Source organism: Micromonospora sp. DT228 (assembly GCF_049841595.1).
GTDB lineage: Bacteria > Actinomycetota > Actinomycetes > Mycobacteriales > Micromonosporaceae > Micromonospora.
This window is the reverse complement of record NZ_JBNCKO010000017.1, coordinates 65,709-80,570: the sequence shown is the minus strand read 5'-3', so window position 1 is coordinate 80,570 and position 14,862 is coordinate 65,709. Positions and strand designations below refer to the sequence as shown.

Annotated in this window: 21 protein-coding genes; 14 read left to right on the top strand and 7 right to left on the bottom strand. The window is 72.6% G+C overall.

What is annotated here, in order from left to right:
- Positions 1-52: 52 nt before the first annotated feature.
- Positions 53-793: an SDR family oxidoreductase gene (locus ACLQ29_RS27905; protein WP_425774403.1), complete on the bottom strand. Its 741-nt coding sequence runs from the start codon at positions 791-793 to the stop codon at positions 53-55.
- A 137-nt stretch (positions 794-930) separates the two neighbouring features.
- On the opposite strand from ACLQ29_RS27905, the gene ACLQ29_RS27900 reads away from it, so the two are divergent.
- On the top strand, positions 931-1,413 hold the full coding sequence (locus tag ACLQ29_RS27900; protein ID WP_425774402.1) for an RrF2 family transcriptional regulator: 483 nt from the start codon (positions 931-933) through the stop codon (positions 1,411-1,413).
- A 7-nt stretch (positions 1,414-1,420) separates the two neighbouring features.
- On the opposite strand, the gene ACLQ29_RS27895 is transcribed toward ACLQ29_RS27900, so the two are convergent.
- Entirely contained in the window at positions 1,421-2,971 is a 1,551-nt protein-coding gene (locus ACLQ29_RS27895) for an ArnT family glycosyltransferase (protein WP_425774401.1), read from the bottom strand.
- Between the two features lie 122 nt (positions 2,972-3,093).
- On the opposite strand from ACLQ29_RS27895, the gene ACLQ29_RS27890 reads away from it, so the two are divergent.
- From ACLQ29_RS27890 to ACLQ29_RS27875, 4 genes are all read left to right on the top strand, one after another.
- Positions 3,094-4,125 carry an aldo/keto reductase gene (locus ACLQ29_RS27890; protein ID WP_425774400.1) on the top strand — a complete coding sequence of 344 codons (1,032 nt, stop codon included), beginning with the start codon at positions 3,094-3,096 and terminating at the stop codon, positions 4,123-4,125.
- The gene (locus ACLQ29_RS27885) at positions 4,122-4,628 is read left to right on the top strand and encodes a DUF664 domain-containing protein (RefSeq protein WP_425774399.1); all 507 of its coding nucleotides are present in this window, start codon (positions 4,122-4,124) and stop codon (positions 4,626-4,628) included. The genes ACLQ29_RS27890 and ACLQ29_RS27885 overlap by 4 nt, the downstream gene beginning before the upstream one ends.
- Before the next feature lie 24 nt (positions 4,629-4,652).
- Complete coding sequence (locus tag ACLQ29_RS27880) at positions 4,653-5,240, top strand: GNAT family N-acetyltransferase (RefSeq protein ID WP_425774398.1); 588 nt, start codon at positions 4,653-4,655, stop codon at positions 5,238-5,240.
- 460 nt (positions 5,241-5,700) lie between these two features.
- Positions 5,701-6,195 carry a CAP family protein gene (locus ACLQ29_RS27875; RefSeq protein ID WP_425774397.1) on the top strand — a complete coding sequence of 165 codons (495 nt, stop codon included), beginning with the start codon at positions 5,701-5,703 and terminating at the stop codon, positions 6,193-6,195.
- 107 nt (positions 6,196-6,302) lie between these two features.
- On the opposite strand, the gene ACLQ29_RS27870 is transcribed toward ACLQ29_RS27875, so the two are convergent.
- The 3 genes from ACLQ29_RS27870 to ACLQ29_RS27860 all read right to left on the bottom strand — a co-directional run bounded on the left by ACLQ29_RS27870 (position 6,303) and on the right by ACLQ29_RS27860 (position 8,279).
- Complete coding sequence (locus ACLQ29_RS27870) at positions 6,303-7,574, bottom strand: MFS transporter (protein ID WP_425774396.1); 1,272 nt, start codon at positions 7,572-7,574, stop codon at positions 6,303-6,305.
- A gap of 169 nt (positions 7,575-7,743) precedes the next feature.
- Positions 7,744-7,986: a flavin reductase gene (locus tag ACLQ29_RS27865; RefSeq protein ID WP_425774395.1), complete on the bottom strand. Its 243-nt coding sequence runs from the start codon at positions 7,984-7,986 to the stop codon at positions 7,744-7,746.
- Positions 7,986-8,279, bottom strand: coding sequence for a hypothetical protein (locus tag ACLQ29_RS27860; protein ID WP_425774480.1), 294 nt, complete (start codon positions 8,277-8,279; stop codon positions 7,986-7,988). Before ACLQ29_RS27860 ends, ACLQ29_RS27865 begins: the two co-directional genes overlap by 1 nt.
- A 239-nt stretch (positions 8,280-8,518) precedes the next feature.
- Here ACLQ29_RS27860 and ACLQ29_RS27855 point away from each other — a divergent pair, with 239 nt between their 5' ends.
- The 8 genes from ACLQ29_RS27855 (at position 8,519) to ACLQ29_RS27820 (ending at position 12,998) form a co-directional block, all read left to right on the top strand.
- Positions 8,519-9,286, top strand: a complete 768-nt coding sequence (locus ACLQ29_RS27855) for a DUF5753 domain-containing protein (protein WP_425774394.1) — start codon at positions 8,519-8,521, stop codon at positions 9,284-9,286.
- Positions 9,277-9,468, top strand: a complete 192-nt coding sequence (locus ACLQ29_RS27850) for a DUF397 domain-containing protein (RefSeq protein WP_425774393.1) — start codon at positions 9,277-9,279, stop codon at positions 9,466-9,468. The genes ACLQ29_RS27855 and ACLQ29_RS27850 overlap by 10 nt, the downstream gene beginning before the upstream one ends.
- A gap of 215 nt (positions 9,469-9,683) precedes the next feature.
- Positions 9,684-10,199, top strand: coding sequence for a DUF2087 domain-containing protein (locus ACLQ29_RS27845; RefSeq protein WP_425774392.1), 516 nt, complete (start codon positions 9,684-9,686; stop codon positions 10,197-10,199).
- Positions 10,200-10,251: 52 nt separating this feature from the next.
- Positions 10,252-10,728 carry a MarR family winged helix-turn-helix transcriptional regulator gene (locus ACLQ29_RS27840; RefSeq protein WP_425774391.1) on the top strand — a complete coding sequence of 159 codons (477 nt, stop codon included), beginning with the start codon at positions 10,252-10,254 and terminating at the stop codon, positions 10,726-10,728.
- Between the two features lie 76 nt (positions 10,729-10,804).
- Complete coding sequence (locus ACLQ29_RS27835; RefSeq protein WP_425774390.1) at positions 10,805-11,218, top strand: DUF6069 family protein; 414 nt, start codon at positions 10,805-10,807, stop codon at positions 11,216-11,218.
- Between the two features lie 41 nt (positions 11,219-11,259).
- Positions 11,260-11,754 carry a GNAT family N-acetyltransferase gene (locus tag ACLQ29_RS27830; protein WP_425774389.1) on the top strand — a complete coding sequence of 165 codons (495 nt, stop codon included), beginning with the start codon at positions 11,260-11,262 and terminating at the stop codon, positions 11,752-11,754.
- A gap of 4 nt (positions 11,755-11,758) precedes the next feature.
- Complete coding sequence (locus ACLQ29_RS27825) at positions 11,759-11,932, top strand: Hsp20/alpha crystallin family protein (protein WP_425774388.1); 174 nt, start codon at positions 11,759-11,761, stop codon at positions 11,930-11,932.
- A 67-nt stretch (positions 11,933-11,999) separates the two neighbouring features.
- Complete coding sequence (locus ACLQ29_RS27820; RefSeq protein WP_425774387.1) at positions 12,000-12,998, top strand: tyrosine-type recombinase/integrase; 999 nt, start codon at positions 12,000-12,002, stop codon at positions 12,996-12,998.
- 11 nt (positions 12,999-13,009) lie between these two features.
- Here the strand turns inward: ACLQ29_RS27820 and ACLQ29_RS27815 are convergent, their stop codons facing one another.
- The gene (locus tag ACLQ29_RS27815; protein ID WP_425774386.1) at positions 13,010-13,381 is read right to left on the bottom strand and encodes a VOC family protein; all 372 of its coding nucleotides are present in this window, start codon (positions 13,379-13,381) and stop codon (positions 13,010-13,012) included.
- 9 nt (positions 13,382-13,390) lie between these two features.
- Here ACLQ29_RS27815 and ACLQ29_RS27810 point away from each other — a divergent pair, with 9 nt between their 5' ends.
- Positions 13,391-13,660 carry a hypothetical protein gene (locus ACLQ29_RS27810; protein ID WP_425774385.1) on the top strand — a complete coding sequence of 90 codons (270 nt, stop codon included), beginning with the start codon at positions 13,391-13,393 and terminating at the stop codon, positions 13,658-13,660.
- A gap of 8 nt (positions 13,661-13,668) precedes the next feature.
- Here the strand turns inward: ACLQ29_RS27810 and ACLQ29_RS27805 are convergent, their stop codons facing one another.
- Positions 13,669-14,841, bottom strand: coding sequence for a PQQ-binding-like beta-propeller repeat protein (locus tag ACLQ29_RS27805; protein ID WP_425774384.1), 1,173 nt, complete (start codon positions 14,839-14,841; stop codon positions 13,669-13,671).
- Positions 14,842-14,862 lie beyond the last annotated feature (21 nt).

Here is a 14,862-nt window from a genome sequence, read left to right as displayed (position 1 = left end):
TACGCCGCCGTGGTCCTCGATGGCCACGGCGGCGTGCGGGCCGGTGGACACGTCAGCCCTGGCGGTTGAGCCACTCCCGGTAGGTGGTGGGCGCGAGGACGGCGTCGTCGGTGGCGATGAGGGCCGCGCCGGGTACGGCGGCGAACATGCCGGCGTTGTCGTCGGTGGTGACGGTGCGCTGGTCACCGTGTGCGGCGAGGGTGATCCGCCCCAGCTCGTCGAGGGCGAAGACGTCGGGGCCGGCGACGTTGCGGACACCGCGCAGGGGTGCGCCCATGCTGACCTCGGCGACGGCCTGCGCCACGTCGGCCGCGGCCATGGGCTGCACGGGGGTGCTGGGCAGGCGGACGGTGGTGTCGTCGGCCGTCCACGACAGGATCGCCTCGACGAACTCGAAGAACTGGGTGGCGCGCACGATCGAGTACGGGACGGGACCGGCCTTGAGGAGGTCCTCCTGGAGGACCTTGGCGCGGTAGTAGGCCAGGTCGGGCACCTGGTCGACGCCGACGATGGAGAGCACCACGGCGTGGCCGACGCCCGCGCGACCGGCGGCGGCGAGGAGGTTGTCCATCGTCGTCTGGAAGAAGGCGGGGGAGGCGTCGTCGAAGGTCGGCGAGTTCGTCAGGTTGACGACGACGTCGGCGCCGGTGAGCCCGTCGGACAGGCCCTGCCCGGTGAGCAGGTCCACCCCGGTGGAGGGCGAGAGCGGCACCGCGTCGTGCCCGGCGGTCCGCAGGATCCGCACGACCTGCGAGCCGATGAGCCCGGTCCCACCCAGTACGGCGATCTTCATGACAGTGCACCTTCCCGTGACGATGTGGGGTCTTTGTCCGGCCCGCCGGACGGCGACCGATACTCGGACCTTTCTTATCCGAGAACCATACTCGGACATTTGAAGTCCGGGTAACTGGGGTTGGCTAGGGTGAGGGCATGAAGATGTCCGGCGGGGTCGAGTGGGCGCTGCACTGCTGCGTGGTGCTCACCGTCAGCAGCACGCCCGTCCCGGCGGCCAAGCTGGCGGAGCTGCACGACGTCTCCGGCAGCTACCTCGCCAAGCAGCTCCAGGCCCTGGCCCGCGCCGGCCTGGTCCACTCCGTGCAGGGCAAGTCGGGCGGCTACGTCCTGACCCGGGCACCGCAGAGCGTCACCCTGCTCGACGTGGTCCAGGCCGTCGACGGTCCCGGCCCGACCTTCGTCTGCACCGAGATCCGCCAGCGCGGCCCGTTCGCGACCCCGGCCGACGCCTGCACCACGCCGTGTCCGGTCGCCCGCGCGATGTGGGCAGCCGAGGACGCATGGCATCAGGCGCTCGCCGCGGTCACGATCGCCGACCTCGCCCGCGACGTCGACGCCACCTCCGGCCCCGAAGCACTTGTCGGCATCCAGGCCTGGCTGACCAGCGGCGCCGGCTGAGGGCCTGTCACCCGGTGTGGCGTACCTCGGAGTCCCAGATCTGTGCCCACGGACGCCGCAGCCCCCGGCACACGTGGATCGGGCCGTCGTTCTCGTCGTTGTCCACCTCGACCCGCTGATCCACCCGCCCCGCGAGCGTGCACTCGTCGAACCAGGCGGTCAGCGGCTCCGGGCGCTCCCAGCCGACCGCGATGACCACGTCCGCGCCCGCCGGCGGCTGGCCGAAGTCGACCATGCTGTTGTGCCCGGAGTACGCCTGCGGCAGCTCACGGACCGGACCGTAGCGGGCCAGCGCGCCGGCCTCGCCGTAGTTGCTGGTTAGGATGACCGCGCGGGGGCGCTCCTCGGGTGGCAGCCCACGATGGACGGCGGCGACCGAGTCGGCGAACGCCGGCCAGCCGATCGTCTCGCCCGCGTCGTAGTTGACGTCGACCACGAACCCGGGCAACCGCTCGGCCGGCAGCACCGGCAGCAGCAGCACGATGTTGGGTAGCAGGAGCGGCACCACGCCCAGCGCGAGCAGCCCTCGGCGCAGCCGGACCGACCCGCGCGACGCCCATCCGACGGTCACCACCGCGCCGGCGGCGGTGAGCACCAGCAGCAGCGGCGCGTCGTAGTAGCCCTTGCCGCCGGCGATCAGCACGATGCCGAACACCACCAACCAGGCCCAGCCCACCGCCCGGTAGGCCCGCCAGGCCGGGCGGCGCAGCAGCGCGACGAGGCCGGCGATCCAGATGGGTACGGCGTACGGGCTGATGATGACGAACTGGAGGGTCAACGCGTCGCGGCGGCCACTGTAGGAGCTGTCGCCGTCGGCGATGGAGCCCGCCACCCCGAGCTGGGGGAAGCCGTGCGCCGCCTGCCAGATCAGGTTCGGTGCGGCCAGCAGCAGGGCGATCCCGGCGGCGGCGAGCACCCAGCGGTCGCGCAACAGCCGACGTGGCCCGGCGATGAGCACGCCGACGATCAGGCCCACGGCCAGCAGCGCGGGAAGCACCTTGCTGAGCATGCCCACGCCGAGCGCCAGCCCGATGCCCAGGGCCCAGCGGCTGTCGCCGGTGCGCAGCAACCGCACCGCACACCACGCCGCGACGAGCCAGACCAGCAGGTCGACGGTGGTGGTGCTGAGCAGGTGCCCGCTGGCGAGCACGATGCCGGACAGCGCGGCCAGCACCGCCGCGCAGGTCTGCGCACCGCGGCCGGCGCCCAGCTCGCGGGCGATGGCGGCGACCAGCAGCACCGCGCCACCGGCCAGCAGCGCCGACGGGGTCCGCAGAATCACCAGGTTGTCCGGCGCGATCGTGTCCAGCAGCCGGGCCAGCGCCGGGACCAGCGGGCCCTGGTCGACGTAGCCCCAGTCGAGGTGTCGGCCGGCGAGCAGGAAATACAACTCGTCACGGTGATAGCCGTAGCGGCCGGCGAGCAGCAGCAGGATCACGCTCGTCGCCAGGGCCACCAGCCACGGGCCGCGGGTGGGCGCACCGGGCTCCGGCGCTCCCGGCGGTGACGTCGAAACCGTCCGTTGGGGTCGGTCAATGTCGATCACGGGCTCGCTCACCCGCTCATGATGACCGGCGGCGTGACGGCGCGGGTGCCCGTGCGGGGGCCTGGCGGTCTCCCTGTGCGGGTGGCCCAGCCGAGTGCGAAGATCGGCTTTGTCACTCGGACCGAAAGGACGATATGCGCTATCGCACTCTGGGGGGCACCGGCACCGTGGTGTCGACCCTGTGTCTGGGCACGATGACGTTCGGGGCGGAGACCGACGAGGCCGGCAGCTTCGCCCAACTGGACCGGTTCGTCGAGGCCGGTGGCACCTTCATCGACACCGCCGACGTCTACTCCGCGGGTGTCTCCGAGGACATCGTGGGGCGCTGGCTGCGGACGCGGCCCGACCTGCGTGACCGACTGGTGATCGCCACCAAGGGGCGGTTCCCGATGGGTCCGGGGGCGAACGACGCCGGCCTGTCCCGGCTGCACCTCACCCGTGCCCTGGACGCCAGCCTGCGGCGGCTCGGTGTCGAGGCCGTGGACCTGTACCAGGCGCACGCCTGGGATCCGCTCACCCCGCTGCCGGAGACGCTGCGGTTCTTCGACGACGCGGTGCGCGCCGGCAAGATCCGCTACGCGGGGGTCAGCAACTTCACCGGTTGGCAGTTGCAGAAGGCGGCCCTGCTCACCCAGCACCTCAACCTCACCCCGATCGTGACCCTGCAACCGCAGTACAACCTGCTGGCCCGGGAGATCGAGTTCGAGCTGGTGCCGGTCTGCGAGAACGAGGGCATCGGCATCCTGCCGTGGTCGCCGCTGGGTGGCGGCTGGCTGACCGGCAAGTACCAGCGCGACAGCACGCCCACCGGCGCGACCCGGCTCGGTGAGAACCCGCAGCGCGGCGTCGAGGCGTACGCCGGTCGTAACGCCGAGGAGCGCACCTGGCGGGTGCTCGACGCGGTGCGCCGGGTTGCCGACGAACGGGGCGTGTCCATGTCGGCGGTGTCGTTGGCCTGGCTGGCCGCCCGGCCGGCGGTCACCTCGGTGATCCTCGGCGCGCGGACCACCGAGCAGCTCGACGACAACCTGAGCGCCGCGGACCTGGTCCTCGACGCCGAGCAGATGCGGTCGCTGGACGAGGCGAGCGCCCCGTTGGTGGGTGACTACCCGTACGGCGGGGCGGGTGTGCGACAGCGCGCCCGCGACCTGCCCACCGGTTCGTGATCCCCTTCCCCGAGCCGACCGACCCGGCCGGCAGCCGCACCGAGGTCTTCCTGCGCTACCTGGACTACTTCCGCGAGTCCATGGTGGCCAGGGTGTCCGCGTTGGCCGAGCCCGAGCTGCGGCGCAGCCGGCTGCCGTCCGGGTGGACCCCGCTGGAGTTGCTCACGCATCTGCGCCACGTCGAGCGGCGCTGGATCGAGTGGGGTTTCCAGGGCCGGGACGTCGCGCAGCCGTGGGGCGACCGCCGCGACGACCGCTGGTACGTGGCCCCCGACGAGACGCGGGAGGACCTGGTGGCGGCGCTGCTGGCGCAGGGCGCGCACACCACGGCGGTGGTGACGGCGCACGACCTGGCGGAGGTCGGCGCGCCGGGGGAGCGCTGGAGCGGCGCGGCCCCGGCGACGCTGGAGCGGGTGCTGTTCCACCTGGTCCAGGAGTACGCCCGCCACCTCGGTCACCTCGACGTGGTCGCCGAACTCGCCGGGGGGCCGACCGGAGAGTGACGCCGCCGGCCCGATAATGGGCCGATGCCGTCGCTCGTCACGTCCGCCCTGCCCGCCGGGAGCCTCGGCGCCCAGGCACAACCAGACCTTCCGGTACGCCCCGGGCTGGCGCTGCGGCCGTGGCGGGTCGACGACGCGCCGGCGGTACGGGCAGCCTTCGACTGTCCGCGGATTCAGCGGTGGCACGTCCGCCGCCTGGACGGTGAAGACGAGGCGCGGGCGTGGACGGCGCGGTGGGCGCAGCTCTGGCGCGACGAGACGTCGGCCAGTTGGGCGGTCGTCGACGCCGACGACCGGCCTGTGGGCCAGGTGGGACTGCGGGGCGTGCTGCTGGAGGAGGCGTCGGCGCAGGTGTCGTACTGGGTGGTGCCCGCGGCGCGTGGGCAGGGCATCGCCGCCTCTGCGCTGGGGGCACTCACCCGGTGGAGCTTCACCCGGGCTGGGTTGCACCGGCTGGCCCTGGAGCACTCGACCGCCAACGTGGCGTCGTGCCGGGTGGCCACGCGTGCCGGTTTTCCGCCGGAGGGCCTGCTCCGGGGGTCGGTTCGGCACACCGACGGCTGGCACGACATGCACCTGCACGCACGGCTGCGCACCGACGGCCCGATCTGAGCAGTCGATCTACTCGCTGGACGCCGTCGGCGTCGCACCGTCCTTACGTCGCATCGCGATGTGACACAAACCGGGCGGCGGGTCGCACCGTGCCGTGGACGGGTGTCGTGCTGGTCGGCCGGGGTGCGAAATTGCCGTTGTGACAGAGAACAGGAAATTCTCTGGCCCGTCGCTGATGTCGTTCACGGCTGGGAAAACGTGCCGCTGACGCTGCCGTCCAGGCCCGGGTGCCCCGGTCACCTGGAGCGGTGGGCCGGTTTTTCCCCACCGGTGTGCCAGCGGGACTGCGGTGTTATCGCCTCTGTCATTGTTCCGTCACCGTCAGTGACGGTCTTTTCGGGTTGGTGAATGGAAGGCTGCCGATGGCTGCCCGGTCCGCTGTGCGAGCCGCCCAGGGCCGAGCCGCCCGCCAATGGGGCAGATCTCCCGCCGTTCGTCCGCAGAAGAAGGGTGTCACATCATGCGAGCTGGATTCGCTGATCGAACCAACGACGAGTTCCTGCAAGAGGTGCTGACAAAGGTCAACCAACTGCGGGCACGGCACGGGTCGCCGCCGCTTACCCTCGACCCGGAACTCGTGGAGTATTCGAAGTCGCGGGCGTCCTTCATGGCCGAGGCCACCAAGCTCACCCATGAGGGCCTGCGACCGGACACCGGTGAGAACGCTTCGTGGGCGGGCGCCTCGACCGGCCCCACGGCGGGCTCGGGAACTGCCGCGGTAGAAAACTGGTACGCCGAGCACAGCAACTACAACTTCGCCACGGGCGAACCCATCGACTCCACGAAGCCCATCGGGCACTTCACCGCACTGGTGTGGAAGAACACCACGAAGCTGGGCGTAGGGCGGGTCGCCGGCCAGGGCACGAAGTGGTGGGAGACCTTCATCGTGGCCAACTTCTCGCCGCCCGGGAACATGGAGGGCCAGTACGTGATGAGCGTGGGGCCCGCGAGCTGACACACGGACCCCTCGCAGCGGGGCGTGCCGGCGATGGCCGGCGCGCCCCGGTCCGCGTCAGTCGAGTGGCCGACGTCCATCATTCCCGAGCGACGCGGACCTCCTGATCAGCCGATCTCCTCGATGGTCGGCGCGGGTGTCGTCGCACCGTCCTTGCGTCGCATCGCCCGTGGCAGTCGCAGCGCGACGATGCCGGTGGCCACCAGGCCGCCGACGCCCGCGGCCACCAGGGTCACCGGGGCGGACGTGACGTCGAGCAGCACACCACCGGCGAGGTAGGACAGCGCGGCGGCGACCCCGATCGCGCCGTACAGGTTTCCGAAGACCCGGCCGAGCATGCCCGGCGGGACCGTCCGTTGCAGCAGCGTGCTGGAGGCGACGTCCATGGCCGCCAGTCCGAGCCCACGGACCCCCTGCAGGGCGATCGCGGCGGCGACGGCCCAGGCGAGCCCGGTCAGCAGGTTCCCGAGACTGCTGACCCCGAAGCCCACGATCAGCAGCAGCGGCATCGACGCCCGGGTCCCCCAGCGGGACAACATGGCGTACCCGGCGACGAGCCCGACGCCGACCGCGCCCAGCAGCAACCCGACCGCCCAACTGCCCACCTCGAAGGTGTCCCGGGCCAACACCAGCAGTGCCACGTCGTCGACCCCGTTGAAGGCGACCACCGCGGTGAAGCCCAGGAAGATCACCCGCACCGTCGGAACGCTCAGCAGATAGCCGATTCCCGATCGGGCCTGCCGCAGCAGGGACGGCTGGCGCCCCTCCTGGGTCACCGCCGGGATCGAGGGGAGCGTCGCGAGCAGCACGGCCGAGACGAGGAACGACACCGCGTCGACGAGGAGCACACCACGGAGGCCGACAAGCGGGAACAGGGCCGCGGCGAGGAGCGGGCCGGCCGCCTCCGCCGCGTTCGAGCCGAACCCGACTGTGGAGTTGGCGGTCTCCAGGTCGCGGTCGGCGACAAGTGCGGGCACCGCCGCGCGAGACGCCGGTTGGAAGATCTGCGAGGCGGTGGCGCGGATCGCGACGAGGGCCAGCAGCACCGGCAGCGGTGGCAGCGTCACCACGATCACCAGCATCACCGCGGCCTGGACGAGTTCACAGGCGACCATCAGCCGCCGGAGGTTGAGCCGGTCGGCGAGGGCCCCGCTGAAGGGACCCAACAGTGACGGCGCGAGATCTCCGACGAGCAGCAGGAGGGAGACTGCCAGCGCCTTCCCCGTCGTCTCGCTGACGTGCAACATGAGCGCGACGAGGCTGAGCGAATCGCCCGCGTACGAGACGAGCCGGGCCGTGAAGAGAGCACGAAGGGGTCGACTGCGGCGAAGCAGTTGGGTGGGACGCAGCGAGGCGCTGCCGGTCGCTGCGCCAGACATCGTGAATCCCCCGATTCATGGAGGTGCCGTTGAGCGACCAACCTCTGGGTGAGGCTAGCGATTCCGGCGTCGGAGAGCGCGCGATTAATGCCGGGTGCGGGACGGGCGGCTGGGACACCTGCGCGGCGATGCCCGTTGCGCAGGGGTTCGTCGTCGGGATCGGGACGGCTCAGCGGGCTTCGGCCCAGCCGACGAATCGCGGGGTGAGGTCGGGCGGCGTGCTGCCCGGGTTGAGCGCGATGAGGTCGGCTGCGGCTGTCTGCTGAAGCTCTGCCAGGTGGGCCAACAGGCCGGGCCGATCCTCGCGGTACTCGCCGAGCAGTCGCAGCTTCGCGGCCGAACACGGCCACCGGATGCCACAGACCCGGCACCGCCACGACGGCCGCAACGGTGAGTGCGGCGGGCGGGGCATCAGCCGACCCCCACGGGACCGGTACGCCGGCTCGGTGCGGGCCGGCGGGTCTCGTTGGCCCGGCGCGGGGACAACACGTGGATCCGCACGCCCGCACGCATGACGAACAGTTCGCGTCGTGCGATCGCCTCGCCCTTCGGGTTCAGCTCGTAGGCGTCGAGCCAGAGCCACCCGTCGTAGGTGTGTCGATCCGGCAACTCGCGGATGACCCGGACGACAATCGGTGTGCGGAACTGGACGCTGGCGGCGGTGCTCAGCAGGATCACGTCCCCCGCCCGCAGGATGCCGGTCATCGCGGCTCCGGTGGTGTCGGCGGGCGCTGCTCTGGCTCTCTCGGCTGGCATCGATGCCCCCTGGCTGGCGTTGGGAGGGGGCCGCCCCGTCGGGGCGGCCCCGCCACGAACGCGTCCGCCGGGTTCGGGTCCCTGCCGGCCGCGCCGTCTACACCCCACCTTTCCGAGAGTTGCTGGACAATCACACAGCGTTGTGCAACCTTCTTTGGACGGTTGATTTGTTCCAAGGGAGGGACGGCATGAATCACGCATTTGTTGCGGCGCTCGCCGAGGCGGGTCACACGGCCGAGAGCCTCGCAGGTCGCATCGGTGTGCACCCGAAGACCGTCGCGAGGTGGGCGAACCCGGGCCACATTCCGCAGAGTCGACACCGCTCCACTGTCGCGGAGTTGTTGGCAAAGGACACCGACGCGCTTTGGCCGGACGTCGTCCGTCGTCGGGAGCCGGTGTGGTTCCGGCGGTGGGTCGACATCGAACGCGAGGCGGTGACGCTACGGTCGTTTCAGCTCGCCTGGGTGCCCGGGCTGTTGCAGACCGAGGCGTACGCGCGGGCGACCCTGGCGGGTGGGGTGCTGAGAGCGGACGCGGTAGACGAGTTCGCCGCGGCGCGGATCGCCCGGCAGGCGATCCTCACCCGCGACAGCGGGCCGCTGCTGATCGCCGTGCTGGACGAGGCGGTGCTCCGGCGACGCGTCGGCGACGACCGCGCCCTGATGGCGGCGCAACTCACCCGCCTGCTCGAGCACGCCGAGACCGACAGCGTCCAGCTCCACATCGTCCCGGCGGACGCGCCCAGCTATCCCGGCCTGGACGGCCCGTTCACCATCGCCGACATGCCGGACGGGTCGCGGGTCGCCCACGTCGACGGCCCGGCGCAGGCGCAGATCCTCGACCAGCCATCGGAGCTTGTTAACCTGGAACGACGGTGGGAGCGTATTCGCGGAGAGGCCCTGCCCCGAGGGCGTTCCTTGGACCTTCTGAGAGAAGCGGCAGCATCATGGACATGAGCGGCGCGCGGTGGCGTAAGAGCACGAGGAGCGGCGGCAACGGCGGTGACTGCGTCGAGGTCGCCGACAACCTCCCGGGGGTGGTCCTCGTGCGGGACACGAAGGATCGCGACGGCGGCACCCTGACCTTCAGCCCGCAGGCGTGGCGTGGCTTCGTCGCGATGACCCGCGACGACGGCTGACCGAGCACCCCCGCACACCGGCTCCCGGCGCTGGTCGGGGGCCTTTCGCGTGGGCGCGCACCCTCCGGCTCACCGGACGCCGACGGCCGCCCACGGGGTCGGCCGCCAGCGGTGTCAGCGCGTACCCCAGCGACACCAACCCCAGTCGGCGGCCGGCCGAGCGGGCCGGGAAATTGCCTGGCGGCCCGCGTACCTCTGATGCGAGGGTGACCGGCGTGACTGCGCACACTCTGGCCGGGGCCCTGGCCGACGACGGACGACGACGGATCTTCGCGGCGATCGTGCTCGGCGCGACAAGCGCGGCGCAGGTCGCCGAGCGCACCGGCCTGCCGGCGCGGGTCGTGCTCACCGGGGTCCGCCGGCTCACCGACGCGGGCCTCGTCGCCGGCGCGGACGGCGCGCTCACGGCCGACGAGGCGTCGCTGCGGGCGGCCGCCCGCGACAGTCGCCCGGCCGACAACGCCGACCCCGCCGCCGATCCGGTGCTGCGGACCTTTTTGCGCGGGGACGTCCTGGTGGGCCTGCCGGCGCAGCCGAAACGGCGGCGCGTCCTGCTCACGCACATCGCCGAGCGGTCGTTCGAGCCGGGCGCTCGCTATCCGGAGCGGGCCGTCGACGAGGCGCTCAAGGCGTGGTGCGCGGCGGGCGGGTCGGACCACGCCACCCTGCGTCGGTATCTCGTCGACGAGCAGTTGCTCACCCGTGCGCACGGCATCTACCAGCGGCCCTGATCGTCCACGGCGCAAACCGTCTGGTCACGGAGGATCTTGCTAGCCTCGGCGCATGACCTCCTGCACGCCCGCCGACGGCCCACCGGATCTGTTGTTCCTGCTCTCCTGGGCGAGTCACGCGTTGCAGACCGAACACGCCGCTGGGTTGGCCGAGCTGGGCATCTCGCCGCGGGCGCACTACGTGCTGGCGCAGGCGCACACCGGCGAGCTGACCCAGCGGGAGATCGGCGAGCGGTGCGGCGTGGACAAGACCACGATGGTCGTCACGCTCGACCAGTTGGAGCGGGCCGGGCTGGCCGAGCGCCGTCCGTCGCCGACCGATCGACGGGCCCGGCTGGTCGTGGTGACACCAGCGGGGGAGCAGGTGCTGCAACGGGCACGGCAGGTGGTCCGGCGCATCCAGGACGACCTGCTCGCGACCCTGCCCGAGCAGGACCGCGAGGCGTTCCTGCGAGCCCTGCTGGCGTTGGTGAGCGGCCCACTGGCCACCACCTCCCCGTACGCGCCGGGGGCCCGCTCCGGCTGTTAGTTCTGAGGAAGATAGTTCCGGACAAGACTATCTGCTACGGTCGTACTCGTTCGTTTCCCCTGAACGAGGAGCCGTCATGAGCGCTACCGCCGTCACGTCCCCCACCACCTCGACCCTGCGCCGCCGTGCCCTCGGCGTCGCCGCCGCCGTGGTGGCCGCCGTGGTCATCTGGGCGATCGGCGCGCTGGCCGGAGTCGACTTCACGGTCGAGAGCCCGGGTCAACCCGCCACTGACATCGGAGCCGGCGAGATCGTCACTGTCGCCCTGGGGGCCGCCCTGCTCGGCTGGGCGGCGCTGGCGCTGCTGGAGCGGTTCGCCCCACGGGTCGCCCGGCCGGTCTGGATCTCCCTCGCTGCGGTGGTGACGGCGGTGTCCCTCGTCCCGCTGCTCGGCGTCGAGGCCACCGGCGGCGCGAAGCTGATCCTCGGCGCGACGCACCTGGCCGTGGCGATCCCCCTGATCGCCCTGCTGCCGGCCCACCGTCGCTGACCTCCCCGATAAGCGATTGACCGGGCGGCGATGATCGACTGGTGACCACCACCGCCCGGCCAACCTGGACGATCAGCCCCAGCCGACCCGACCAGCCCGACGCGGTGCTGCTGCTGCGCGAGTACATGACCGAGATGGTGGTGCGCTATCACCGTCGCCCGGCCCGGCCCGGCGAGGTCGACGAGGCGCTCGCCGAGATGCCCAGCGACGACCTGACCCACCCGAGCGGCCTGCTGCTGCTCGCCCACCGCGGCGACGACCTGGCCGGCTGCGCCGGACTGCGCTGGCATTCGGGCTGGGCCGAGTTGACCCGGGTGTTCGTCCGACCCGCCCATCGGGGCGCGGGTGGCGGCGCCGAACTGCTGGCCGCCACCGCGAAGCGGGCCGCGGCGGCCGGCGCGGACCGGATTCGACTCGACACCCGCGCCGACCTGGTCGAGGCCCGCGCCCTGTACGCCCGGCACGGCTACGCGGAGATCCCGGCGTACTCGCAGGGTCCCTACGCCGAGCACTGGTTCGAGAAGCGGCTGCGGTGAGCGGTTGGGCACCCTCACCCGGCAACTGTTCCTGGGCGACACGCTGGGCACCGACAGGCTGGAAGCCGGGTACGAGCACGGGGTGTTGACGCTGCGCATCCCGGTCACCGAGCGCGCCAAGCCCCGCCGCGTGACCATCACCGCCAACGGCGACGGGCGTCGGCAGATCAACGCATGATCACGATGTCGGGTGGGATCGGCGCGCCTGCACGCTGATCCCACCCGAGGCTGAGAGCCTTTTTCACATGGTGTTCTCCGACGCTCCGGTGCGGGCCCGCCCGTCCGCGCCACCCGCGCTGCCGAGTGGGCCCGTCGAGGTCACCGAGGCGTGGCTGCGCAACCGGCGGTTGTCCGAGCACACCCGTGACGCGTACCGACGCGACGTCACCGGCTGGCTCACCTGGTGCGCCGGCCGTGACCTCGACCCGCTGCGGGCCACGTTCCTGCACGTCAACGACTACGCGCGCGCGTTGGAGTCCACCGTCGCCGCCCGCAGCGGCCGACCGCTGACCCCGGCGACCGTGGCGCGGCGGCTCTCCGCGCTGTCCAGTTGGTACGACTTCCTGGTGAAGCTGGGCGCGCTGGCGGCCAACCCGGTCTCCGGGGCAGACCGACCCCGCGTCGACCGGGACCACTCCGCCACCCTCGGGCTCACCCCGGAGGAGGTGGACGCCCTACTCGGCGCCGCCGACGCGGACACCGGCCCGACCGCCCTGCGCAACCGGGCGGCGATCGCGCTCCTCGCCGACCTGGGCCTGCGGGTCGGGGAGCTGATCTCGCTGGACCTGACCGACCTCGGCACCGAACGCGGCCATCGCAGCGTGCGCTTCGTCGGCAAGGGCGGCAAGCAACGCCGCCGGGCCCTCACCCCCGGCAGCGGGTACGCCGTGGACGCCTACCTGGCCCAGCGGGCCGCCGCCACCGGCGTGTCAGTGCCCCAGCTGACCGGGCCGCTGCTGGTCACCGCCAGCGGTGCCCGGCTGGACCGGCACTCGGTGTTCCGGATGGTCCGCCGGCTCGCCCGCGCCGCCGGCATCCCGGCCTGGGCGAAGCTGTCACCGCACTCCCTGCGGCACGCCTTCGCCACCACCGCCCGCTCCGAGGGCGTGCCACTGGAGGACGTGCAGGACGCGATGGGCCACGCCGACCCGCGCACCACCCGCCGCTACGACCGCGACCGGCACAACCTCGACCGCGACCCGGCCTACGTGGTGTGGGCGGCCCGGTCCCGCCGCCGTAGCTGACGCCCGCCCGCTCAGCTCTGGGGGCGGGGGCAGATGCAGAACGGCTGCCCGATCGGGTCGAGAAGCACCACCCACCTGTCACCGCCGGGCTGGAAATCCGGCTTGGACGCGCCCACCGCGACGAACGTGGCCTCCGCCGCCGCGAGGTCGTCGACATAGAGATCCAGGTGGTAGCGCTTGTCGCCGGCCGGATCGGGCCAGGCCGGCGGCTGGTAGCCCTCGACCAGACCGAAGCCGATGGAGACGCCGCCGGAGTTGATCATCGCGTACTCGGGTTGGCTGTGGGTGACCTCCCAGCCGAGCACCTGGTGGTAGAACGCGGCGTGGCCGGCGGGGTCGGAACTGTCGAGATTGACCATGGCGAGGTCTGCGGAGACTGTCACGCCAGCAGTATGTCGCCGACCCCCGACAGGTTCGGCGCGCCTGCGCGTCGGACCCCCGACGAGGTCCGCGAGTTGGTCGGCGCCCTGCCACCGACGCGCGCCGACGGCCAGCCGTTCGACGTGGCGATCGGCGGCCGGCGGCGACGACCCGACGCACGCGCCGAACGCGCCCACGTCGATCAGCTCGCGGCGGCCGGCGCGACCTGGTGGTTGGAGTTCGTCCCGGTCGGCGACCCGGCGACGATGCGCGCCGCCGTCGCCCGGGGCCCCCTGCGCTGACCGCCGAATCAGGGGACCTCGAGGGGCCAGAACGTCACGCGGGCCGTGCCGTCGCGGCAGATCAGACCGGTGCCGGCCCGTCGGCAGTTGGTCAGACCCGCCGGAAGCACCATGGACACCCGAGGACCGTCGCGTCCCAGCGTGGCGACCAGGGAACTCCTGCCGTCCGCCGCCATTCCCAGCACCACCAGGGGCTCCGCCGGCACCAGGGGGCCCGCCACCGTGCGCCAGCGCGCCCCGGCCGGCCACGTCCACACCCGCGCCCCGGTGCCCGCGTCGATCGCCCAGCGTCCCTGCTCGTCCTGCCCGCAGATCAGGCCCTGGCAGGGCCGCATGGTCAGCTCACCCGGCTCCGCCGGCGCCTGCCACCGCGGCGCCAGCCCCGGCAGGTCGTACCCGGTCAGCGTCACCGCGCCGCCACTGGGATGACGCAGCACCAGGTGTGCGCCGACGACCTGGGGGTTGTCCGGGCCGTAGTCGGCCGGCGGAAGCTGTCCCCGCCCGCGCTCGGTGCCGTCGCGGGCATCGAGCAGTCGGGCCACCCCGTCATCGCGCACCAGCAGCACCCGCCCGGGCAGGCCGGGCAGCGCCCGGAGCACCGCCGTGGACGGCAGCGAAACCGACCACCGGGTCGCGCCTGTGCTCCGGTCGACGCCGTGCACGGTGCCCTCGACCCGCCGTCCCGGTTCGGCGGCGCTGCGCACCTCGCTCACCGCGACCGCGGCGTCCCCGGCCGCGTACACCCGCTCGGGTCGTTGCCACACCTGCTGGCCGGTCCGCATCGACCGCGCGGTGGTCATCCGCGCCCCGCGCGCCTGGTCGCGTTCGACAAGCAGCAGCAGGTCACCGGCGACCTCGGCGAACCATCCCGCGGCGGGTGGCACGGTGACCCGCCACCGCGGCGGGCCGTCCGGCGCGGCCGAGTCGTAGGCGCTCACCGTCGGCGGGTTCGAGCCCGGGTCGACGACCAGCAGCAGTGGCCCCGCGCCGAGCACGGTCGCCCGAGCGGGCACCGCCAGCGCGACCGGGGGCGTCAGCCGCGCGGCCGGGGCGGCACCGCCGAGCAGCGCACAGACCGCCACCAGCACCGCCACCCGCCACCGGCGGGGCAGCCGCAGCGGTGGCGGGTGCTCGTCCAGAGGCGCGCCCCGGTCGTCACCCAGCTCGATCAGCACCGACATTCGCGCCACCCGTCCACTCGC